The 23,560-nt window shown below is 50.6% G+C and carries 22 protein-coding genes and 1 tRNA gene; 14 read left to right on the forward strand and 9 right to left on the reverse strand.

Annotation, left to right across the window (positions count from 1 at the left end):
• Window positions 1-5: 5 nt before the first annotated feature.
• Both nuoH and HRU79_09895 read left to right on the forward strand, forming a co-directional pair.
• Window positions 6-1,055, forward strand: coding sequence for an NADH-quinone oxidoreductase subunit NuoH (gene nuoH / locus HRU79_09890; protein ID QOJ26935.1), 1,050 nt, complete (start codon window positions 6-8; stop codon window positions 1,053-1,055).
• A 48-nt stretch (window positions 1,056-1,103) separates the two neighbouring features.
• Entirely contained in the window at window positions 1,104-1,604 is a 501-nt protein-coding gene (locus tag HRU79_09895) for an NADH-quinone oxidoreductase subunit I (protein QOJ26936.1), read from the forward strand.
• Window positions 1,605-1,811: 207 nt separating this feature from the next.
• Here the strand turns inward: HRU79_09895 and HRU79_09900 are convergent, their stop codons facing one another.
• From HRU79_09900 to HRU79_09910, 3 genes are all read right to left on the reverse strand, one after another.
• Complete coding sequence (locus HRU79_09900; protein QOJ26937.1) at window positions 1,812-2,222, reverse strand: type II toxin-antitoxin system VapC family toxin; 411 nt, start codon at window positions 2,220-2,222, stop codon at window positions 1,812-1,814.
• 1 nt (window position 2,223) lies between these two features.
• Window positions 2,224-2,490, reverse strand: a complete 267-nt coding sequence (locus HRU79_09905; GenBank protein QOJ26938.1) for a type II toxin-antitoxin system prevent-host-death family antitoxin — start codon at window positions 2,488-2,490, stop codon at window positions 2,224-2,226.
• 144 nt (window positions 2,491-2,634) lie between these two features.
• The gene (locus HRU79_09910; protein QOJ26939.1) at window positions 2,635-3,939 is read right to left on the reverse strand and encodes an AAA family ATPase; all 1,305 of its coding nucleotides are present in this window, start codon (window positions 3,937-3,939) and stop codon (window positions 2,635-2,637) included.
• 119 nt (window positions 3,940-4,058) lie between these two features.
• Between HRU79_09910 and HRU79_09915 the strand changes: the two genes are divergently transcribed.
• The 5 genes from HRU79_09915 (at window position 4,059) to HRU79_09935 (ending at window position 8,652) form a co-directional block, all read left to right on the forward strand.
• A complete protein-coding gene (locus HRU79_09915; protein ID QOJ26940.1) occupies window positions 4,059-4,508 on the forward strand; it encodes a PaaI family thioesterase in 450 nt (149 codons plus the stop codon).
• Between the two features lie 73 nt (window positions 4,509-4,581).
• Window positions 4,582-6,150 carry a response regulator gene (locus HRU79_09920; GenBank protein QOJ26941.1) on the forward strand — a complete coding sequence of 523 codons (1,569 nt, stop codon included), beginning with the start codon at window positions 4,582-4,584 and terminating at the stop codon, window positions 6,148-6,150.
• Between the two features lie 115 nt (window positions 6,151-6,265).
• Complete coding sequence (gene tsaE, locus HRU79_09925) at window positions 6,266-6,721, forward strand: tRNA (adenosine(37)-N6)-threonylcarbamoyltransferase complex ATPase subunit type 1 TsaE (GenBank protein QOJ26942.1); 456 nt, start codon at window positions 6,266-6,268, stop codon at window positions 6,719-6,721.
• A 73-nt stretch (window positions 6,722-6,794) separates the two neighbouring features.
• Window positions 6,795-7,973, forward strand: a complete 1,179-nt coding sequence (locus tag HRU79_09930) for a pyridoxal phosphate-dependent aminotransferase (protein ID QOJ26943.1) — start codon at window positions 6,795-6,797, stop codon at window positions 7,971-7,973.
• Entirely contained in the window at window positions 7,945-8,652 is a 708-nt protein-coding gene (locus HRU79_09935) for a DNA alkylation repair protein (protein QOJ26944.1), read from the forward strand. Before HRU79_09930 ends, HRU79_09935 begins: the two co-directional genes overlap by 29 nt.
• On the opposite strand, the gene HRU79_09940 is transcribed toward HRU79_09935, so the two are convergent.
• The 6 genes from HRU79_09940 to HRU79_09965 all read right to left on the reverse strand — a co-directional run bounded on the left by HRU79_09940 (window position 8,621) and on the right by HRU79_09965 (window position 17,021).
• Entirely contained in the window at window positions 8,621-9,610 is a 990-nt protein-coding gene (locus tag HRU79_09940; protein QOJ26945.1) for a glycosyltransferase family 9 protein, read from the reverse strand. The genes HRU79_09935 and HRU79_09940 overlap by 32 nt on opposite strands.
• Window positions 9,607-10,482, reverse strand: coding sequence for a cation transporter (locus tag HRU79_09945; GenBank protein QOJ26946.1), 876 nt, complete (start codon window positions 10,480-10,482; stop codon window positions 9,607-9,609). Before HRU79_09945 ends, HRU79_09940 begins: the two co-directional genes overlap by 4 nt.
• A gap of 75 nt (window positions 10,483-10,557) precedes the next feature.
• Complete coding sequence (locus HRU79_09950) at window positions 10,558-11,073, reverse strand: hypothetical protein (protein QOJ26947.1); 516 nt, start codon at window positions 11,071-11,073, stop codon at window positions 10,558-10,560.
• 30 nt (window positions 11,074-11,103) lie between these two features.
• Complete coding sequence (rho, locus tag HRU79_09955; protein QOJ26948.1) at window positions 11,104-12,531, reverse strand: transcription termination factor Rho; 1,428 nt, start codon at window positions 12,529-12,531, stop codon at window positions 11,104-11,106.
• Between the two features lie 292 nt (window positions 12,532-12,823).
• Complete coding sequence (locus tag HRU79_09960) at window positions 12,824-15,097, reverse strand: hypothetical protein (protein ID QOJ26949.1); 2,274 nt, start codon at window positions 15,095-15,097, stop codon at window positions 12,824-12,826.
• A 136-nt stretch (window positions 15,098-15,233) separates the two neighbouring features.
• Window positions 15,234-17,021, reverse strand: coding sequence for a chloride channel protein (locus tag HRU79_09965; protein QOJ26950.1), 1,788 nt, complete (start codon window positions 17,019-17,021; stop codon window positions 15,234-15,236).
• Between the two features lie 95 nt (window positions 17,022-17,116).
• Between HRU79_09965 and HRU79_09970 the strand changes: the two genes are divergently transcribed.
• The 7 genes from HRU79_09970 (at window position 17,117) to HRU79_10000 (ending at window position 23,560) form a co-directional block, all read left to right on the forward strand.
• Window positions 17,117-17,539 carry a hypothetical protein gene (locus tag HRU79_09970; protein ID QOJ26951.1) on the forward strand — a complete coding sequence of 141 codons (423 nt, stop codon included), beginning with the start codon at window positions 17,117-17,119 and terminating at the stop codon, window positions 17,537-17,539.
• Between the two features lie 52 nt (window positions 17,540-17,591).
• The gene (locus HRU79_09975; protein ID QOJ26952.1) at window positions 17,592-18,662 is read left to right on the forward strand and encodes a leucine-rich repeat domain-containing protein; all 1,071 of its coding nucleotides are present in this window, start codon (window positions 17,592-17,594) and stop codon (window positions 18,660-18,662) included.
• A gap of 38 nt (window positions 18,663-18,700) precedes the next feature.
• Window positions 18,701-18,773: transfer RNA gene (locus HRU79_09980), tRNA-His, on the forward strand.
• A 132-nt stretch (window positions 18,774-18,905) separates the two neighbouring features.
• Complete coding sequence (locus HRU79_09985) at window positions 18,906-20,624, forward strand: DUF1957 domain-containing protein (GenBank protein ID QOJ26953.1); 1,719 nt, start codon at window positions 18,906-18,908, stop codon at window positions 20,622-20,624.
• Window positions 20,621-21,499, forward strand: a complete 879-nt coding sequence (locus HRU79_09990) for a UbiA family prenyltransferase (GenBank protein ID QOJ26954.1) — start codon at window positions 20,621-20,623, stop codon at window positions 21,497-21,499. The genes HRU79_09985 and HRU79_09990 overlap by 4 nt, the downstream gene beginning before the upstream one ends.
• Complete coding sequence (locus HRU79_09995) at window positions 21,496-22,788, forward strand: FAD-binding oxidoreductase (protein ID QOJ26955.1); 1,293 nt, start codon at window positions 21,496-21,498, stop codon at window positions 22,786-22,788. Before HRU79_09990 ends, HRU79_09995 begins: the two co-directional genes overlap by 4 nt.
• Before the next feature lies 1 nt (window position 22,789).
• Window positions 22,790-23,560 (forward strand): SDR family NAD(P)-dependent oxidoreductase, encoded by a 771-nt coding sequence (locus HRU79_10000; GenBank protein ID QOJ26956.1) that lies wholly within the window; start codon window positions 22,790-22,792, stop codon window positions 23,558-23,560.

A 23,560-nucleotide genomic window follows, 5' to 3' on the forward strand; every position in this document is an offset into this window, starting at 1 on the left:
AGTGTATGAACTGGACACAACTGATCATCTATGTTATTCAGGCGGCAATACTTGTAAACGTGATGCTGCTGAGCGCGGCATACATGGTTCTGGCCGAACGGAAAATAGCTGCGTGGATACAAAACCGTGTCGGACCCAACCGCGTTGGCTGGTGGGGACTCCTCCAGTCGTTCGCAGATGTGTTTAAGCTATACCTCAAGGAAGATATCGTTCCGGCGGCCGCTCACTATAAGTTTCATGCGCTTGCCCCGATGATTGCCATCGCAATAGCCATTACGGTGTACGCGGTTATTCCTTGGAGTGGTCCGTTTGTTGAGATCGACGGGCAACGCTACGGACTCACCATGGCTCCCAACATGAACATTGCAGTTCTGGTGGTTCTGGCTATGACGTCTGTTGCGGTGTACAGCATCGTTCTTGCCGGATGGTCAAGCAACAGCAAGTATTCGTTGCTTGGAGGCCTGCGCGCTTCCGCACAGATGATTTCGTACGAACTTGCCATGGGCTTGTCGGTGGTAACCGTTGTTTTGGTTGCCGGATCGCTAAACTTTGTGAGCATTATTCAGACGCAAACAGCCGGTGCTTGGAATATCTTCTATCAGCCGGTGACGTTTGTGATTTTCCTTATTTGTGCTCTTGCCGAAACAAATCGTGCACCGTTCGACCTGCCGGAAGCCGAGCCTGAGCTGGTAGGCGGGTACCACACCGAGTACAGCGGTATGAAGTTCGGATTACTCTACCTTGCCGAATATGCTCACATCCTGGCCAGCAGTGCCATTATCGCTGCACTGTTCTTTGGCGGATGGGACCTGATTCCATTCGTTGATGATGCGGCCCTGTTTGGCCTTGAACCATATTCAGTTCCAATGGCGCTGATAGGCTTTGGCGCTTTCGCCGGCAAGGCAGCTTTGTTTGTGTTTGTGTTTATGTGGATTCGGTGGACCCTTCCGCGGTTCCGCTACGACCAGCTTATGAACCTGGGCTGGAAGGTTCTGCTGCCACTCGCACTTGCCAACCTGGCCGTAACCGGGTTCGTCGTTCTCCTTCTGGAGTAATATCACACTTTTATACTTTGTTAATATTCCTTACCTCACAGCGAAGTCATGGCAAACGTTACCACTAATACCGAAGCTCAACGATTAAACTTTTGGGAAAGAATTTATCTTAAAGAGATTGCCAGGGGGCTTGGGCTTACCTTCCGGCAAATGTTCCGTCCTACCTTCGTTCGGCAGTATCCCGAGGAACGGTGGACGCCGGAGGGATCCTACCGCGGACGCCCGGTGCTGGTGCAAGAGGAAGAGGGTGAACGCTGTGTAGCCTGTGGGTTGTGCGCCCGTGTATGCCCGGCCTTGGCAATCGAGGTTCGTGCCAGCGAAACCGACCAGGAAAAAGAACGCTACCCGGTGAAGTTTGAGATTAATATGCTGCGCTGCATCTTCTGTGGTTTTTGCGAAGAGGTCTGCCCGGAAGAGGCAATTGTAATGAGTAAGGATTACGAATTGGTATTTGGTTCTCAGGATGAAGCAATTCTTGGTAAGGAAAAACTCCTTGTACCAATGGCGCAACTGCAGGATCGTCTGGAATTTCTGCGTCAGTGGCGGTAATTCTTCAAAGGAACTCGTACAATGGGATGCGGATGTGATTCATGCAACGATGTCAATGTCTGGCGAATACTGTTTTCGTTCGTCCGTCGCATGGTGTGCAGTATCCTGAGTAAACTGAATTTTACGCCGTAATCCACTCAACGCAAACTACTTCAGAAAAATCGTTGTCCCTTGTCTGTCCGGAAAATTGCGTTGGGACGCGCGACACTACCTGTTGTCCCACAGGATTTCCGGGCCCTGAACAAGCCGGGTAAATGCAGTGTCGGACGTAACGAGCCGGCATCGATACATGATTGCCTGCGCTGCTATCACCCTGTCAAACGGATCTCTGTTCTCCCACTCAAGCACTGCAGCCCGTGCAGCCGACTCAGGATCAACCTGCAGGATGCTGATTGAATACATCCTGCAAGCCTTTTCAAAATCCTGAGCAAAGGGTTCGAATGCAGGTAACATTCCGCGATGGTACTTTAAGCCTAACTCATACGCTGTTATCGCTGATACATACACCGCTTCGGTAGCCTGAATCAGCTTGATGATGCGTATTGGTATTTTGCCAACGTCTGAGTCAAGCCAGATAAGAACATGGCTGTCCAGTAATAGCGGCCTTGCACCAGCCATCTTATGGCTCCAATGGCTTAGTTTCAAGGGCAGTGAGGTCTTCGGTAGTGAATTCAGAGGCCAGCAATTCCCTGGTGTCCTGCTCCGACCAGGAATACGTACCTTCGTGAAGACCAACCGGGCGTACCAGCTGCTCCGATACAAGTGGTACAAGGCGTACCACCGGCGTGCCGTTGCGGGCTAAGTAAACGGTGATTCCGTTCATTGCTTCCTCCACAATCTTGGAAAGATGAGTTTTGGCTTCGTGCATGTTTACGACTTTAGCCATTGGTACCTCCGGGTGGTGAAAATGTGACTAATGTTGAAACAAAATTAATAAATTTACCCAGCTTAGTCAAGGATAAACAGACTTAGCTAATACACAATAAACTACTTTTTTCTCTGGCGGAGCGTTTTCTGAGGTCCAACAAGTTTACAGACCGACTTCTCTAAGGAGTGCCTGGCGTTCGATTTCGAGCTGACGGATTTTGCGTTCAACGGTATCGAGTTCCTCGGGCATCGAGTCGATCTCGATACGCAGTTTGGAGGCTGCTTCGTCCACCAGATCAATAGCCTTATCGGGCAGGAATCTGTCGGTGATATACCTGTTGCTTAGCTGGGCAGCAGCCACAATGGCTCCATCGGTAATCCGAACGCCGTGGTGGACCTCGTAGCGCTCTTTTAGTCCACGCAGGATGCTGATAGTATCGTCAACGGTAGGCTCAGCCACAAACACCTTCTGGAAGCGCCGTTCCAGAGCAGCATCTTTCTCGATGTGCTGGCGGTATTCGTCGAGTGTTGTGGCACCGATGGCGCGGAGTTCACCCCGTGCCAAGGCAGGTTTTAGAATATTAGCGGCATCCATAGCCCCTTGCGTAGCTCCTGCACCAATCAGAGTATGCAGCTCGTCGATAAACAGGATAAACTCGCCGTTGGAGTCGGCTACTTCTTTCACAACGGCTTTGAGGCGTTCTTCGAACTGACCTCGGTATTGTGTTCCCGCAATCAGCGCACCCATGTCCAGTGAGTACACAGTTTTTGTCTGCAACGTCTCCGGAACATCCTGCGAAACTATTCGTTGGGCGATTCCTTCCACGATTGCCGTCTTGCCAACACCGGGTTCACCAATTAGAACAGGGTTGTTCTTGGTCCGTCGTGAAAGAACCTGGAGCACCCGCCTGATCTCGTCTTCGCGTCCAATTACTGGATCGATTTTTCCTTTTCGAGCTTCTTCGTTCAGATTTCGGGCATACTTCTGAAGTGACTGATAGGCATCCTCCGGGTTCTGTGCAGTTACCCGTTGTGTTCCGCGAACCTCGGCCAAAGCCTTTAAAATTCCTTCGTGCTTCACACCTCTGTCCTTTAACAGCGAAGCCGCTTTTGACGTTGTGTTAACCAGGGCCAGCAGGATATGTTCGGTTGACACGTACTCGTCCTTCAGCTGTGCCGCTTCCGTAAATGCATCCTGGAGAACCCGCTGCATGTCAGAACTTAAATGTGCTCCTGCTGAACCTGAAACTGTGGGCATTGCGTTGAGCGCATCCTGCACCTTGGTACTCAGGAAATCAACGTTCACGCCAAGCTTGTTTAGAATAGGCGGAATGATTCCCTCAGCATCAGAGAGCAAGGCAGATAGAACATGCAGCGGCTCGATAGCCTGGTGCTGGCTGTTGGCAGCTATTGACTGAGCCGTTTGCAGTGCTTCCTGGGATTTAATGGTAAGCTTGTTAAGGTTCATGGTAAACTCCGGTTTAAACTAACGGTATAGACGAAAAAGGGGCCCGTTTATCGCTTTTGACAACAGCGGTAACAACCAAAGTCTATTGGTTCAGGCAGAGCAGGATATTTTTGCTGTCTATGCAGTTCATACCCAAATCCGACAATTACAAGCAGATCATCCTCAATCATCTTGAACGACAGCACTTCATGAAGCATATCGGATGCCGCCTCACCGACATCCGGCCGGGCTACGTAGAAGCCGTCCTCGACGTCAGCGAACAACACCTCCAGCAAATGGGCCTTGTGCATGGCGGCGTAATTGCAACAATTGCAGATGTTGCAGCCGGTTTTGCCGGCTTTACGCTGGTAGCAGAAGGGGATCAGACGGTGACGGCAGAAATTAAATTATCGTACTACCGTAAGGCCGTTGGTACCCGGCTTCGTGCCGTTGGAACGGTAGTGCGTGCCGGACGTTCGATGCACTTCTGCGAAGCCGACGTATTCTGTACCGCGTTTGACGGAGAGGAGGTCCTTGTGGCAAGAGCAACAACCACGATGGCTGTTATTACACCCGGGAAAACGTCATAGCCCCGTTTTAAAACAATTCACCAACGGGTTCAGACGTTACTACATTCTGTTTTCACCAACTACATACACTCACATGGCAAAAATCCTTTGGGTTGACGACGAAATCGAGCTTCTAAAACCACACGTTATACTGATGCAGCAGCGCGGTTATGAGGTTGCTACGGCAACGAATGGTGAAGACGCCATTGAACTGGTGCAGAACGGCAGATTTGATTTGGTCTTCCTGGACGAGATGATGGTTGGCATTTCCGGTCTGGAAACCCTGAGCGTTATCAAGGATCTGGATCCAACGCTGCCGGTGGTGATGGTTACCAAGAACGAGCAGGAAACACTCATGGAAGAAGCCATCGGAAATAAGATCGACGACTATCTGACCAAACCGGTTAACCCGACCCAGATTCTGGCAGCCTGTAAAAAATTTCTCGAAAAAGGTCGCATCACCGAAAGTAAACTTACACAGGATTTTCACCAGGAGTACAGTCAGATCTCGCGAAGGCTGCTCAACCAAATGGAGTGGTCAGAATGGCTGGACGTGTATCTGAAAATGGTTCAACGCAGTATCGCCCTCGACGCTCATCCCGATAGTGGTCTGGAACAGTCGTTGCGCGACCAGTGGCGCGAATGCAATTCGGAATTCAGTAAGTTTATTGAATCGGAATATCAGGGCTGGCTCACTGACCGTGCGTCGCGTGCCGACGGTGCACCCTTCCTGTCGCCGCATGTGCTTGACCAGTGGCTCGTACCGCTGCTGCAGAATAAGCGGCCTACCTTTTTTATTGTGGTGGATTGCATGCGACTTGATCAGTGGATGGTTATGGAAGAATTCCTGCGTTCACTGTACACCATCCAGCGCGATTACTACTGCGGCATCCTGCCTACGGCAACACCGTATGCGCGTAATGCGATATTTGCCGGGCTCTATCCCACCGAAATCAATAGGCATTATCCTGAGTACGCTATTGATGAAAGGGGCTCTGACGAACACGTATTAAACCGGTATGAAAAGGATCTACTCCGGCTTTTCCTTGAACGAAAACGGATTAAGCTGAAGGGAGATCTGCAGTACATTAAAATCATTGATACCGAGTTTGGTAAACGGATCGAAGCCGACATCATGAGGTACGCCAGAAATCAGCTGACGGCTATCGTGATTAATGCTGTGGACATGATAGCCCATTCACGGTCCGACTATCCGATCCTGAAAGAAATTGCTCCTGACGAAAGCGCATACCGAACCCTAACGAAGAGCTGGTTCACGCACAGCTCATTCTACGGGATTATGCGAAGCCTTGCAACGATACCCGACGTGCAGATCGTGGTAACAACAGACCACGGCAGCGTGCGGTGTCTGCGCGGCGCAAAAGTGTTTGGAGATAAAGAGACGACGGCCAACCTTCGCTATAAAATCGGCAGGAACATTAAAGCCGACGAACGTGATGCCGTGATCATCCGTGATGCGCTGTCCTGGCGAATTCCCGCACCCGGTGTTGCCACAAACTGTATCATTGCAAAGGAAGATCGGTACTTTGTGTATCCTACGGACTACAATTACTACCTCCAGAAGTACCGCGACTCGTTCCAGCACGGTGGCATTTCACTCGAGGAAATGGTTTTACCGGTTGCGGTTTTAACGCCGCGTTAACACTGGTGAAGCGTTAAACCAACCGGAATTCAATGGGGTGCGCCAATGTCATACCGCTATGACCCAAAAAACCGTATTGTTGTGTTCTTTGTTTCAGTACTCTGGTCGTGAATACATGAGGGAAAAGGTTGTGGTTACTCATTCAGAATCCGAGACGATACTGGCAGGCGAACAATTTGCAGCCGGTCTGGTTAAGGGTGACGTGGTAGCCTGTACCGGCGAACTCGGAGCCGGTAAAACGGAGTTTATCAAGGGTGTCTGTCAGTATTTTCAGGTCGAAGACCTGGTTACAAGCCCAACGTTCAGCGTTATTAATCAGTACAAAGGAAAATGCCCGGACGGTCGAGATTTAATTATCTTCCATGTGGATCTGTACAGAATCGAAAACCCGGACGAACTTGCCAAGATTGGATTCGACGACATGATTTTTGCCCATGATGCCATGAAACTGATTGAATGGCCTGAACATGCCGCAACTATGATGCCGGCAAAGTACTGGGATATTGTTATCAGCACGGTTCCCGATAAAGAAACACAGCGACGCATATCAATTAACCGTAAGGGAGAGTAATAAGCCGTATGTTTGCCACGGTTACAGAGTTCACACTCTCCATTCAATAACTTTTTCGTAATCAGTTGTAGCTATGAATATTGCCCAACGCATGTCGCGTCTTGGTACTGAGACTGCTTTTGTAGTACTTCAAAAAGCCCGTGCCTTAGAAGCACAAGGTAAAAACATTATTCACCTCGAGATCGGTGAACCCGATTTTGATACTCCACAAAACATCATCGATGTAGCAAAAACTGCACTCGATAACGGCTTTACCCATTATGGGCCAAGCGCCGGCCTCCCGGAAGCCCGGGCTGCTATTGCGAACTACATGAATAAAACAAGAGGCTACTCGGTGTACGAACCGGATAACGTGGTTGTTACGCCCGGAGGGAAGCCCATCATGTTCTTTGGAATGATGGCCGTAATTAACGAAGGTGACGAAGTTATCTACCCGAATCCAGGCTTCCCGATCTACGAATCAGTCATCAATTTCCTGGGTGCCAAGCCGGTACCGCTGCCTTTACGCGAAGAAAATGAATTTCGGATGAATGTGGCTGATCTTGAAGCACGCATTACCCCGAAAACAAAAATGGTTATTATTAACACGCCTCAAAATCCTACGGGCGGTATCCTTACCCGCGAAGATCTTGAACAAATTGCAGAACTGGCCATTAAACATAACCTGATGGTGCTTAGTGATGAGATCTATTCGCAGGTAACCTACGGCGACTTCAAGCACCATTCAATTACGAATATCGAGGGAATGCCGGAACGCACGATGGTTCTGGATGGTTTCTCAAAAACGTTTGCTATGACTGGATGGCGCTTGGGATACGGCCTCTTCCCCAAGGATGTTGCGGCACAGGTTGCTAAACTGCAAACAAATTGTACGTCGTGTACGGCAACGTTTACGCAGCTTGCCGGTATCGAGGCACTGAGCGACAGGACCTTAGACAGAGTGGGATACTTTGTAGATCAGTTCCGGCAGCGCCGTGACCTGATTGTAGAACGCCTTAACCAAATCCCTGGTGTTCGGTGCCATAAGCCGCATGGGGCTTTCTATGTGTTTCCGAATATCACAGGAACTGGCATGACGAGCGCCGAAATCGAATCGTACCTGCTCAATGATGCAGGTGTGGCCTGCCTCTCGGGTGCTGCTTTTGGTGCCTACGGTGAGGGCTTTGTACGGTTCTCGTATGCAAACAGCCTGGATAACATCAACGAAGCCATGAACCGGGTTCATGCAGCAATCGAACGTAAACTGGGTTAAGAGCCTTAAAGATTTGCGATCAGCATTTCGCACTCATGGCCAGCCGCAGATTGCGGCTGGCATGAGTGCATATATGCGCAATCAGTTTGAGTTTTTTGGTCTTCAAACATCACTGCGCCGTCAGCTGCAGTATCACTTTGTACGGAGCATCACCGATGTTGCAACGGGTTTCGACGTTGCAGAACGGTTATGGGAGTATGCTGAACGGGAGCTGCATTACACAGCACTGGATATGCTCAAACGTCTTGTTGCCTCAAAGTCGGTGTCCATCCCCAATCCCGATATACTGCTCAGGCGATGTGAACTCCTGATTCAGGCAAACTCGTGGTGGGACAGCGTTGATTGTCTGGCACCACGGGTTGCGGGCATCATTGCCCTACGATCTCCGTCGGTGAATCTTACTGCGCTTACGGGACGCTGGATACAGCATCCCAACATGTGGATTCAAAGGTCAGCACTCATTGTACAGTTGGCGTATAAGGATCGTACGAATGCCGAGTTACTGTTTTCACTTGTTCGGGCTGTGATGGACAGTCGGGAGTTCTTCCTCCGAAAAGCCGCAGGGTGGGCTCTGCGGGAATACTCGAAAACTAATCCTCAGGCAGTACGTGGATTCCTTGATTGTAATAAATCAAGCCTTAGCCCCCTCACATACCGCGAAGCGTCGAAATACTGTTAACAGCAGAGAGTATCTGGCTGGTGCCAATACTGCGGGCACATAAAAAATGTTTTTCCGGACACTGTGCAAGCCCGTGAATACCACAGGGTCTGCATGACAGCGTCTGCGTTGTTTGCACGATTGCCGCTACGGAACTCAATGGACCAAAACCAAACTCCGGAATTGTACTGCAAAAAATCGTTACGATTGGAGCGTCCATTGCCGATGCGATATGCGTTACAGCACTATCGTTCGCAATTGTACATGATGCACGTGATATTAAAGCAGCGCTCTCCAGCAGCGAGAGCTTGCCGGCAAGATTGGTAGTCAGACTTCCGGCCATTGCTGCCAGCTGGTTACATACCGGTGAGTCGGCATCGCTGCCAAGAAGATACACGTTGGTGTTGAGCGCCCGAATAACGTCGTGCCACTGCTCCATTGGAAGCTGTTTGGTGTACCAAACCGATGTAGGTGCAATGCATACATAAGGCTGATGTGTGAAAGGGGCTATGGCCTCGTAGTCTGCTGCCGACGGATACAGGCGTGGTGGTTTCGCGTCAGCTTGTACTGCCGATGATAACAATCGATAGTTCCGCTCAACTTCATGTTCCGGCGTTGCTGTTGAGTACAAAATTGAATGGGTGTAGAATCGGGATGCAATGGTAGTTCGAAATCCAGCCTTGATGCGGGCGCCCGATGCAAGAGTAAACCAGGCAGTTGTTCCATATCGCTGCAGGTTGATAACAACGTCGAACCCGATTGAACGAACGTACCGAAGGTTCGAAAGTAGCGAGATGTACTTATGACGTTTGTCCCAGACGTAAATGTGCCGAATAAATGGATGATCTGCAAAAAGCTGTTCATTGCCCTTGCGAACCATGATGTGGACCTCGAACCCGGCAGAGTGGAGTGACTCCACCGTTGCACTGGCGAGCACCACGTCACCAATAAACGCCGTTTGAATCACCAGCGCTCTCATGGATGGTCCGCCGGATGCGATTGCGGTTCCAGGTGCGAAATAACGTCCACCTGTTCTAAACCAATTGCTTTTCGTACAATGTGCTCAGCCTCTGTTGCCAGCTTATGTGCCTGCCATATTGGTGTGGTATCCGGAAACAGAAGATGAAAGTCTGCGCTTGCCTGATTGCCAAAACTGCGCAATCGGAACTCGTGAAAGGTAATGTTGTGTTGCCGGACGAATTCCGAAAGTGCCTGCCGTGCCTGCTGCTCAATGACGGGATCGGCACTGTCCATTAACCCGGTAACCGACATGCTGACAAGCTTTATGCCTTCGCGCATGATGTTCCCGCCAAAGACGATTGCCAGCAGGGGGTCAAGAATGTACCATCCAGTTACGGATGCCAGAAACAGCCCCAAGACCGCACCGGCACTCGTCCAGGCATCAGTTAACACGTGCTTACCATTTGCTTCAACAACAAGTGAATGGTTTTTCTTGCCGGTATGCACAAGAAAAAAGCCTAAAAGTGCGTTCACCATGCCTGCCCCTGCTGTTATCGCAATCCCGACGTCGAGCTTCTCAAGCTGAATGCCGGTAAACATACGCTGCACAGAAGTAAAAATAATGACGATGCCGGCAATGCAAATTAGGCCACCCTCAACCGCTGCACTGATCAGACCCATTTTCTGATGACCGTAGTGGTGGTCAGAATCCGGCGGACGCAGCGTCATCCTAAGCGCATACCACGCAAACCAGACGGCAACAATGTGAACCACGCTCTCGGCAGCATCGGAGAAGATTACACTTGATCCGGTAAGCATCCATGCTATCCACTTTGCCACCAACATGACAACGCCAACGGCAAGTGATATGTTCATTGCATGTTTCAGCATAACGCAAACTACAACCAAGACATTTTTACCTGCGCTGCAGAGACGTGCACAGCCTTGCTGTGCAACAGGATGTTGTTATAGGTAATACCGGACACCCAGACCTGCGTCAAGCGCTAAACCAAACCCAGAGAGCAGTCCAAGATTAGGCGCTACTTCCACGTAGTACTCAAAATGAGATCTGCGAGGAATAACGTTTATACCGGCTACAAAACGCACAGCAATGCCGGTTTTACTTTGTTCACGCTTATACCAGGCAGTTGAATCATCACCGGCGATATACCAGTCATGACCACTTCCAAGTCCCACACCAACACCACCACCAATGTAGGTTGTTGTGACTCTTGATCGGAAGGTGTTTATCTGTTGCAGGTAATCAACTTGTACTCGTGGCCAACCAAAGTACGAGGTTCCAAGGCTGGCAGCAATCGATTCTTCGCGATTAAGCCAATACTTTGCAGTAAGTCCAAGCGGGTCGCCAAGAACGATTCCAATTCCAAAGCTCTTTCTGCGAGGTCCCTGCGCCATTACTGTGGTTGCGGTAACCAGGCAAAGGAGCACAGATGCGGCCAGGGTATAAAAGAAACGTTGCACTGTCAGTTCCCCTGAAGTAATTTCGTCGAATCAGGAATTAAATGTCTTTAGAAAATCTTCGTTGTTCCTGGTTGAGCGCATGTGTTCCAGCAGACGCTCCATGGCTTCCACGGGGGGATCGTCGCCTAACACCTTGCGCAGTATCCAAACCTTATTGAGTTCATCCTGCGTAAGCAGTAGTTCTTCACGGCGGGTACCGGACCTGTTCACGTCAATTGCCGGGTAGATCCTCCTGTCTGCTATCTTCCTGTCCAGCACAAGTTCCATATTGCCTGTACCCTTAAACTCTTCAAAAATAACCTCATCCATCCGTGAGTTTGTTTCAACAAGTGCAGTTGCAATGATGGTTAGCGAACCTCCTTCTTCCACGTTCCGGGCAGCGCCAAAGAACCTCTTTGGCCGGTGCAGTGCGTTTGCATCAACGCCACCCGATAGCAGTTTGCCACTTTGGGGAATCACGGTATTGTGTGCCCGTGCCAGACGTGTAATAGAGTCCAGCAGGATTACAACATCCTGTTTGGTTTCTACCAGCCGTTTTGCTTTTTCCAGAACAATCTCGGCAACGTGCACGTGCCGCTCCGGCGGCTCATCGAACGTGGACGCAACGACTTCGGCAGCTACTGATCGCTGCATATCGGTCACTTCTTCCGGACGCTCATCAATAAGCAGAACAATCAGCTTTACTTCAGGGTGGTTCCGGGATATAGCATTTGCGAGTTTCTGCAGCAGGATGGTTTTACCTGCCTTTGGGGGGCTTACGATGAGACCCCGCTGTCCCTTCCCGATTGGACTAATAAGGTCAATTACGCGGGTACTAAACTCGTTCTGTGCTGTTTCAAGCTTCAGGCGCGACTGTGGGTACAACGGTGTCAGTGATTCAAAGACACGTTTGGTGCGTTGCTCAGTGAAGGGTTCGTAGTTAATTGCCTCAATACGAACCATGGCGGCAAACCGCTCACCGTCCCGTGGCTGACGTATATGAGCCTTGAGCGTGTCGCCGGTACGAAGTCCGTATCGTCGCACGGCTGAGGGGCTTACGTACACATCTTCAGTGGACGGTAGGTAGTTGTATGCCGGCGATCGCAAAAAGGCATATCCATCAGGCAGCACCTCGATAACACCGGTAAATACCTGTGTTGCATCACGCTGAGCTTCTTTCATCAGTCGTGCATTCTCAGCCTCAGTGATTTTATTGATGAGGTCCTGCTTACGAAGATCACTGGTGTATTCAATGCCAATCTGAGCGGCTATCTCGATGAGCTGGGCAATTTTCTTGGATTTGAGGCCTGCCAGATCAATGGCAATTGCAGGGGGCTCGGGGGTGATGGATTCAGGTGTTTCCTGTGCCAGTTCTTTTTGCTCTCTTTGGTCCCGTTGATCTCTTTGATCACGGTAGCCACGCTGGTCGCGATAACCGCGTCCACGGTTACCACGATACGGATATTGCCGTTGTGCCATGCATTCCTAATGCAGAATTAATAAAAACAACTAATAAGAAAAATGGAGTGTTCTTAGGGGTAGGGTATGGGATTGCTGCTTGCGGAGCCAGCTCTGATGGTGCTCCGTTTTGGACCGGTACGAAAATGCCAAGAAGAAGTGTAACCTGCAAGAAGAAAATTTTACTGATGGCGTTGACTGATACGTGAACCATGATAGCGCAACCACGGGTACAAGACCCATAACGCTGTACACTTTGCCATAGCCCCCTGGAAAATCACGCCACGGGCGAGCCGGAAAACCAGCCGGGATCTTAGTCCGTAACCAGGAAATAGCGGGTGGTCATCGTTGAGCCGGTTTGTATTTGCAGACAGTATAGGCCTGCGGCTATAGTGGGCGGTATGGTATATTCTTGCTGACACATGCCAATACCGATGCGCTCACCGGTAGCGCTGATCAGCCATGCCTGTCCGGTGGGTAGGGGGCTTAGACGTCCGCCTCTCCGTACCTGCACGAACTCCATTGGTGAGCGTTCAGCATCTTCATCAACACCGGAAGGGATAACGGGTATATTGTGGAAGGTAAGGACGCCAACACCGGTTTCATCGTAAATCCACGGCCCCTGATAGTATTCATTTTTATCGTTAAACCTGTCCGGTATGTAGCTTACAGTGGATACCCGAATACTGTCCGGCGGATCTAAATGAATATTGTTACCGGTCAGCCATACGGTATCGGGGTGGACGGCTTCGTTACCGTTAAAGAAGAATGCTGATGGAAGACTGTCGGCACCGGGAACAGATGGCACCAGCATGACGGCATAATCAGTGGTAATGGTAACAGTGTTGGTTTCGGGGTCAATAACGGCACGCCGTACATCGGGGGCACGCGATGCAGGGCTGGTAATTCCGTTCTCAATGTCCCTAAACAACCTGAACAGCTGATCGCCCAGCTCCCAGTATCCATCATTGCGGTAATGGCAATTGTCGTGTCCTGGCAACCCGCATGCAGAATGGACGATGATATCTGAATAACGCTGCTGCAACTTCCGCTGATCGTCGCGCAGCCTGGCGTGTTCTGTTCCACCACACCCGGTGTGAATCTGTACAACAACGATGTGTTCCAGATTGGGTAAATCCTTTTTCCATTCGTCATATAGTTTACTAAAGAGGGCGGAATAGTCGTCCGAGCCACTGTTTGACTCACCCTGATACCAGAACAGCCACCGTATGTGATTTCGCATCCTGCTTTTTTCAAGCCGGTACAACCAAGATCCGTAAATCGTATTCATGTTGTAGCGGTTTTCTTCATTCGGAAAGTGTTGCTCAATCCGGGTACCGCCAACAGCCCCGTTAATTACACATGTTGGCAGGTTCATGTTTCCGGCGATATTGTTCTGTAAGCGCAAACCCCAGGATCCTACATGACCGCCACGCCCGTTCGAAGCTGACTGGCTGACCGAGAAAAGTGTATCGGCACGACGTTGGCTAAAGTTCATGCCAAACGTGCGCACAAAGGCCGAGGGTACTTGGGTCAGATCACTATAAATACAATTCGACTGTCCTTCGATTGCCATCGGAATTCCACAAACAATGTGATCAGCATCGATGATACGCTGCAGAGAGTCCGACCCCACAGCCATGCCTACCAGGTGATAGTCATGCAGGCCGGCAGCAAGTGTGCGTTCGAAATCAAATTCGGCACTGGTGTCCAACGCGAATGTCCAGGATTCAATCGGAATACCGGTACTGTCAAGAGTAAACACGATTTTGTGTATGGTAGAATCAATGATACGGCCCTTAACACGAAGATTCTCGCCAACGGGAATTAACTCGTACGGCCTTGGTTCCCACTCCCAAAGAACAACCGGAGCGGGTGGGTTGGGTGCATGCGGGATGGAGTACCTGGAATGGATATCGGATTCCAGTTTGCTTCGTTCCTGCTCAGTAAGAAGCCGATTGTAAAGCACAACCTCGGCGATGTCGCCCCAAAAAAAGTTTGCACCCGCGTACGCACCGATATAGCAAACCGAGTCAGTGTTGACGGGGATTTCCGTAGCGTCGGCCAGCTTATTGTTAATACTGATGCGCACCATGGAAGGCTCTGCCGAATACTCTACACGGATTACCGAAGGCCCCGTCATGGCAATACTGCTAATTCCCTGCAGCGAGAAATTACCACCATGAAGAACTCGCGGATATGGTGTGTTGGCCAGGTAGAGGGCACGGCTGATACCAGAAAAAAGATTGTTCGATGCTGCCTTGCCATCCCAACGCGCGACGACGTAGAGGGTGTAGTCCGACATGGTTGGAAATATCGACGGACCTATAAGATATCCGTTATTCGAAAACCGCACTGCAGGCCTGCCATTCATGGCATCGTGTACGAGCAACGGTGCTTCACCAGTCAGACCAGGGAGGAATGTGACACGGCCCGAGACAGATTGCCAACTGTTCACACTGCCCGATGCCGTTGTGGTAACCAGACTGTCGGCCCTGACATAGATAACTGCCGGTTGTGCAATACCCCGATGGATACTGCCAACGTAAACAACAACACATAATCCACAGAAAAGTAGATGTTTCATTGGTAATTCTTCTGCGACTCACCGTGTAGCAGGTTGAAAGCAAATGTACCAAGGAATTGTTTTTCAGGCATCAGCTCCGTGCGTCAGATGATGTGGTGCCACGGGCTCTGTGACGTTGGTTCCGCAGCGCATGTTCCTACACAGTTAGTTTCTCGTTCAGGCGCTGACGGTAGGCTGTAAACACACTGTCCTTGGTTACGTAACCACAATACATGCCGTCATCGTCAACAACTGGCAGAAAATGCCGACCCAGCTTGTCCATGTGCTGCATAACTTCAGACATCGGCATCGTGATGTTGACAACGTTTTTTACAGGCTGTACAATTTCGGCTACGGTTTGGTGACTCTTGCTGTCGGGTGTGTGTAACAGCGATTCCATCAAATGTTCGATACCAAGTGTCCCAACCAGCTTGCCGTTCCTGTTGGTTACCGGAAATACCGATCTGGCCGACTGCATGATGTCAGTGCGCCTGCTTTCAACGGTTTCGTCAGCAAATAAAGTTACAAAGCCATGATCTAAGACCTCACGAACGGTGAGTCCGGATAAGATCCTGTTATCATCAACTTCATCCTTGTAATCGTTACCTTGCAGAGCAATGGGTTTGGTATAAATTGAATACTTTCTGAAGTGTTTGTTGATAAAGTATGAAATAGCTGAGACCATCATGAGCGGAACCATCAGCGAATATCCTCCGGTGATTTCTGCACTCAGGAAAATACCGGTGAGAGGGGCGTGCATTACTCCGCTGATCGAGGCAGCCATGCCGGCTACAATAAAGTGTGTCACATTCACATCGGTCAGCCCGGTTTGATTCAGACCGTAGGAGAAGATAAACCCCAACAGCCCTCCTATCACCACGCTTGGTCCGAACATGCCACCATTCCCGCCGGCCGACAGCGTTACCGAGCATGCTACCGTTTTTGCAATCACTGTGAGGGTTGCGTATGCAATAAGAACCCAGGCATATTCCCGGTACGCCGAGAACATGCTATTGGCTATTAACGAAGTATAATTACCATCCAGTAGTGGCTGAATGTTAATATATCCTTCACCATAGAGTGCAGGGAATAGCGCAATCATAGTTCCGAGACTGATGCCACCAACGGCAATGCGTACCCAGGTACGTTTAATTCCGCCCAGCCAGGTGTTTATGCGTTCGTTTGCCGAGGCATAGTACACGGTATAGGCTCCGCTCAGGATGCCAAAAAGAATGTAGATCCAGAAACCGTCCTGCGTCCAGGAATCCGCTACATACACAAACAATGGCTGGTTGTACACCATCCAGGAGATCACGGAGGCTACGGCCGATGCAATTAACAGCGGCGTGATTGCCGGTATTGAAAACGAGGGGAGCAGAACCTCCAGGGCAAAGAGCATACCGGCAATTGGACTGTCAAAGGCGCCGGAAATCCCTGCGGCCCCTCCACAGGCTAGCAGGAGCGTAGTGTCGCGATAGCTTAACCCGAACAGTCGTCCAACATTCGAACCCAGTGCGGCACCACTGGCTACCGATGGTGATTCAAGGCCAACGGAGCCGCCCATTCCAACCGTTAACGCGCTGGTGATGATCTGGCTGTAGCTGTTATGGAAATCAACCCTGCTCCGATTGTATAAAATATTACGAATAATGGGAACAATCCCTTGTTTAAAAACCTGCTTTCTGAGAAATATTTTTACATACCCTGTTGTGAGTATTAAGCCCAGAATCGGCAGTACAAAGTACAGTGCGTACTTATAGGTACCGGCAATTTCATTCTGGAGGGATTCGGCAACCAGGTGAGTTGCTTTTTTTATTACCGAGGCGGCTGCGCCCCCCAGCACGCCAACAACAGCGGCAGCAATAAGCAGAAATGTTGTCTGTGATATCCGCTCCTTACGCCACCGGTTGAAAAGAATAATATATCGGAGTACAGTTCCCGTCATACGCTCTGAATTCTCAAAATAACGATATGCGATGGTGTACTGGACGTTTTTTCCATCAGTGTCACAAATTCCTGCTCTGATTGTACAGTGTATGAATGAGCTACATCGTCATTCTCGTTGTTCTGGCATCTGTTCCTCGTGCGTGGTGTCAGCTTCAGGTGCCTCCGATACTGCAGCCTGCGGGTGGCCGTGCTGCATCGGGGTCAGTGTCGGCTGTTATCGGTATGCCAAAGCCCCCTGCCAGATTCACAATGCATCCGGTTGCCGGATACCCGGGGCCTGCCGTCAGTTGTGGCGATAACATCCGTCTGCACGTACGTAGAGGTGCGGTATCGGAGGTACGCTGTTCATCCGTGGATGGTCGCGTTGCAGATGAATTCCAAGCCACCCTGGTCGTAAAGGATACATCAGCCGTGTTTTGCAGACTTGACCGGTGCGGAAGCAGCGGACTCTACCTGCTGGAGGTGCTTGTTGACGGTGTGATTGCAGAACGGGTTACGTTTCTTCTGACCAGGTAGGGCGGATGGCAATCTGTCCGGTCTGGTACCGCGAATTCCGCTATTTTGCAGGATGACACGAAGCATGCTTGTCCTTTCCGGACTCTTTGCGGTAATCAGCATATCATTTGCACAGCCATCCGGCCTGCGTCAGGCGCGACCGGTGCATCCTGATGGAATGCGTCCCATCAGGGTCCCGGGAATGCCGGTTCGTACTGTTGACGAAGCCGTCAAAAACCCCGAAGCAGTAGTTCGGCTTGACTTATCAGGACAGACAGGTTTTACGGACTTGTCGTTTCTGGGTCAACTGGTAAATCTGCAGCATCTGCGTTTAGTGGGGTGTGGGCTTACCGAAATACCCGCATCACTTGAACGGTGCGTGGCTTTGGAAATTCTGGATCTTCGAAATAACCGAATTACAAAAGTTCCTGCCATATTATCAAAACTGCCGAAGCTAAAGGTGATCATACTCTCCGACAACGACGGTGGATTTGCAAGCATACCGGAACTTGCAGCTTTAGAGAGGCTGACGCTTGATCGGTGTCGGCTTGAACGAATACCATCCGGAATCGGAGCCTGCAGACAGCTTAAGGAAATCACCCTTGACGACAATTCGCTTGGTCGGATTGATCCTGATATTGCGCAGTTGGACAAGCTGGAAAGTATTTCGGTTGCTCACAACCGGCTAACGGAGTATCCATCGATCCTAACGGGAATTGAATCGCTAAAAAACATTAATGTCAGTTTTAATCACATTGACAGTTTACGTGCCACTGATTTTAACAAGCCCGGTTTGCAGGAACTGGTGATTGCCGGGAACGGGTTAACCGCACTGCCTGCCAGGATGGACAATCCGGATTTGCTGAGTCTGAATGCCGACACGAATCAGATTACGGCTATCCCTGCGTCAATCGCAGCGTGCAGTAAACTCGTCCGGCTGAGTATGGCTCATAACCGAATCCGGAGTCTGCCCCGCGAGATCGGGCAATGCAAACAGCTACAGTTGATCGACGTTTCGGGTAATGACCTCCTGGATTTACCGGTTTCTGAGCTTGTGGACCTGCCGGTACTTCAGACGCTTAAAATAGCCCGAAATCCGCAGGCTCCTGACTCTCCGGATGTGGTGCCAAACATTCGCAGATAAATAATTCGGTAAAAAGCGGTAAACTTGTAATTCCAACGGCGGGTGTAGCTCAGTAGGTAGAGCCCCAGATTGTGGCTCTGGTTGTCGCGGGTTCGAGCCCCGTCACTCGCCCGGTAAATGAACGCCATGGTGTATAGCCATGGCGTTTTTGTTTGTAGGTGGCACTGGTCGTGTTTGGTGGTGAGGTGGTTGGGTAAGTTCCGGATATCGTAGCTTTGGCAAACTTTTGCAGTTGGATCACCAGTGATTTGCATTGTACTCCATACACATTTGCCATACGTGCTGCACCACGGTAACTGGCCCCACGGCAGTGACTGGCTCTGTGAAGCAGTAGCCGAGTGCTACCTGCCGCTGCTGATGATGTGTAATACACTGTCGGCCGAAGGGATTATTCCCGGACTTACATTCGACATTTCACCGGTACTCTGCGAACAGCTGGCACACCCCGATTTCCCGAAGGTGTTTCATACGTACTGTACTGAACACGCCAAACTAGCCGAGGGCGATCGAAAGAAATTTACTGATGAAGGGGCTCAGGATTTTGCTGAGCTTGCAGGCGTTTGGTCAGAATGGTACGTAACCAAATGGGAGCAGTTCCAATCAACATTTAATTCGGATATCATCGGTGCATTCCGGAGTTTGCAGGACCGTGGTCTGGTTGAAATTATTACCTGCGGTGCTACTCATGGTTATCTTCCACTGCTGGCCGAAGACAGTAGTGTAGAACAACAGATTGGAATGGCCGTCGAAAATTATCAGCGTCATTTTCAGCGTGCACCACGCGGGATTTGGCTTCCGGAGTGTGCCTACCGGCCGGCATATTCATGGCGTACCTATCTGCCGGTAGCCCCGTACAGCATTGCACGCCCGCGTAAAGGTGTAGAGCAGTTCCTGCAACAGTACCATCTACGGTATTTTGTTACGGACGAAGGGGCTCTTACCTCGGCAATTCCGCTGGGTGTCCGTGATTCCAATAACCTTCGGGTTGCTTATCATGATACCTATGGACGTATCAGACAGCAGCTGGACGAGCGTTCAGTGATGGACGTGTTCCTGGTGAGTGGTGAGAACCACAGGGAATCGGCTGCTGTTTTTACCAGGCACCGCCGTATTGCCCTGCAGGTGTGGAGTGGCGAATCAGGCTATCCGGGTGATCCGGATTATCTTGATTTTCATAAAAAGTATTATCGATCAGCACTGAGGTATTGGCGTGTTACCGATAACAAGGCCGATATGCAGTGGAAACAACCGTACGTTCCCGAGTGGGCCGAAAACAAGGCAAGGCAGCACGCTGCACACTTTTGTGAGATTCTGGAAGTAACGCTCCGACATCGGATGATGGACACAGGAGAGACCGGGCCGCCACCAACAATATGTCTGCCATTCGATACGGAACTGTTCGGACACTGGTGGTTCGAGGGACCATTGTTCCTGGAACATCTGCTCCGTGAAATCCATACGTCGCCGATACTCCGCACAACCACCCTGGGCATGCAGTATGATGCGCTGCAGCCTCGGTGTGAGATAGCCCTGCCCGAAAGTTCATGGGGTCGAAACGGAAACCACGAGGTATGGATGAACCCGGATGTTCAGTGGACGTGGGAACGTGAGTATCTGTTGGAGCACCGAATGCAAATGCTGCTCACCAAGCACAGTGCTCCCGGCTGGGATTCAACCATGCTGAGGTTTGTACGTAACGCATTTCGGCAAATGCTTCTGGCTCAGGCCTCAGACTGGCAGTTTCTGATAAGCACCTTTGCGTCGAGGGAATACGCTGAAGCACGTTTCCACAGTCATGCGTCGGACGCACTAAAGCTGTGTGATGCGGCAGAGCGCTATGCAACCAATGGCTCGGTTACCGTACACGATGAGCAACTCTGTTCGGCATGTGAAGAGCGTGACGGGATCTTTATTCACGAATTAGAGCAGTTCTTTACACGACAGGGCGTTACTGTACAATGACAACGCTGTTACGCCAGCTTCGGATTCACCAGTGGGTAAAGAATTTGCTTCTTGCCGTGCCATTGCTTTTATCACATGACCTGCAGGATTCCACCGCATGGATCAGGCTGTTTTTGGCTATTTCCAGCTTTTCGCTTCTTGCCAGTGCGGTGTACACTGTGAATGACTTGGCTGACAGGAAGAACGATCAGCAGCACCCATATAAAAAGAACAGGCCGATCGCTTCGGGTCTGTTATCCGTTCCGTCAGCTTTCCGACTTGTGATGGTGCTCGTGCTTCTTTCGTTACTCCTGGCATGGTTTGTTGGCTCTGTACAGTTCGTTAATTACCTGGCCCTCTATGCCGCAGTAACAACGTTGTACAGTGTATGGGCACGCAGTATTGTCATGCTTGATGTGGTTGTGCTAAGCATGCTGTATTCATTACGTCTGCTTGCCGGTGGTGCCGTGGTCGCGGTTGTTCTGTCGCCCTGGCTGCTTGCATTTTCGTTGTTTCTGTTTCTGAGCCTGGCGCTCCTGAAGCGGTACACTGAATTACGCGACGTTACTGAAACAACAACCGAGGCTGCATCCAGCGGACGTGGCTATCAGGCGTCCGACGCATCACTTGTCCTTGTTCTCGGCCCCAGCATTGGCTTTATGGCGGTACTTGTTTTTGTATTGTACGTGCACAGTCCGAACGTTGCGTCGCTCTACAACCATCCCGACAGGCTTTGGGCACTTGCACCGGTTTTGCTGTATTGGATAGGTCACGTGTGGATGTCGGCTCATCGCGGTCTTGTTCACGAAGATCCGGTAATCTATGCGCTAAAAGATAAAAATAGTTATATCGTGCTTGCTGTGGCCGTCATGATCCTGGTGGTTGCTTCACTATGAGCAGGGTTGCGTCATGGGGACATTTCCCTGAGCCCCATCCGGCATCGTACGTAACTCTGAAGAACGATACGGAGGCCTGTGAGCAGTTGGAACAGGCAACGGCACCGGTGATGATTCGCGGGCTTGGACGCTCGTACGGCGATGTTTGTTTGAATTCCGGCGGTACCGTTGCCTGGAATAGACAATTAAACGTTATCGAGCATTTCGATGCAGACCGTGGGGTCGTAACGGTGCAGGCAGGTGTTTCACTTGATGAAATTCTGACCCGCGTTTTGCCGCATGGATGGTGCGTTCCGGTACTTCCTGGTACAAGGCATGTAACTGTAGGTGGTGCTATTGCAAACGATGTGCACGGCAAGAACCATTGGCACCGGGGGTCATTCTGCTGTTTTGTGGACGAGATCATCATTATTCATAACGGTAGAGTTCAAACCTGCAGCCGGTCCGAAAACCCCGGACTGTTCTATGCAACTATCGGTGGTATCGGGCTTACGGGCTGTATCCTTCGTGCCACGCTCCGGTTGCTTCGGGTGGGCTCGGCATATCTGAATACCCGCACCGTACCTTGCCGTAGCACCGCCGATGCTGTAGATATGCTGGCTGAGGCAGACGCTATCCATGAGTATTCGGTTGCATGGATTGACAGCTTTTCCGGACGTGGACTGTGCAGCGTGGGCGATCATTGTGCCGACGGAGAGTATGAGCGACGGAGACAGCGTACGCTGACTATGCCACGGATTGCGCGCATTGGTAATTCACCGTTAAATGTACGATTGTTTAACAGGGCGTATTATGCTATGATGGCTGCCCCAAAACAACATCGGTTGGCGATGAATTCGTTTTTCTTCCCGCTAGATGTTGTACGAAAATGGTACCGGTTTTACGGCAAACAGGGGTTGATTCAGTATCAGTTTGTGGTGCCTCATAACGCCGGAGTTGCGATAACCACGCAGGTTAGCGAGTTGCTCGGCAGGGCAGGGCACACCTCGTATCTTACGGTACTGAAACGGTTTGGGTCGGTGGCATCAGGTGGCCTGCTATCGTTCCCAATGGGCGGGCTCACCGTTGCGATGGATTTACCTGTCCGCAGCGCATCATTGTTTGAAGTGCTTGACCTTTGTGATACCATTGTAGCTGATGCAGGTGGCAGGGTATATATTGCCAAGGATGCCCGAATGAGCTCATCTGCCTTCTACCGAATGTATGGTAGTAAATTACATGAATTACTGACATATCGCGATAAGCGGTATTCAAACTCATTCTGGCGTCGAGTATGGAGGGAAGCTTAATATGATGCAAAAGGCGCGTAATATTGTCATCATCGGCGCAACAAGTGCTATTGCCGGCGAGGTTGCCCTCCACTATGCATCGTCAGGATCACGGTTTTTTCTTGCTGGCCGGAACGAGGAGGGGCTGGCGGGGCTTAGCACACGGTTGCGGACCCGTGGTGCACAGGATATTGCCGTGTTTGTTGCCGATCTCAGACAAAGGGATTTGCACCAGGAAATAGTAATCAAAGCAACGGAATATCTGTCGTCAATTGATATTGTGCTTATTGCGCATGGCGTTTATCCGGAGCAGGAAACTGCTTCGGCCGACGTAAATCTGACTCTTGACAGTCTTATTACAAATGCGGTGAGTCCGATTTCGTTTATGCACCGGTTTGCACTGGTACTGCAGCAACAGCGCGCCCGGAACACCACATCGGGTTTTGTACCACGCCTGGTTGTGATATCATCGGTAGCGGGGGATCGGGGGCGGAAAACGAATTACGCTTATGGAAGTGCTAAAAGTGCAGTAACAGCCTTTGCATCGGGTTTGGGTGCCGCACTGGTTCGTAACGGTATCCGTGTAATCACAGTGAAGCCCGGACCGGTAGCAACACCATTTACCAAGCACATTCAGATGCCGTTGCTAGCCTCCGTACGCACCGTTGCAGATGATATCGTTCACGGTATTGCAAGGGGAAAATCGGTGATTTACACCCCCTGGTACTGGCGGTGGATCATGATGGTAGTTCGCAGTTTGCCTCAGTGGATCTTTCGGCGTATTCCCTGGTAA

The sequence above is a fragment of the Ignavibacteria bacterium genome (assembly GCA_015709655.1).
Lineage (GTDB): Bacteria > Bacteroidota > Ignavibacteria > Kapaibacteriales > Kapaibacteriaceae > OLB6.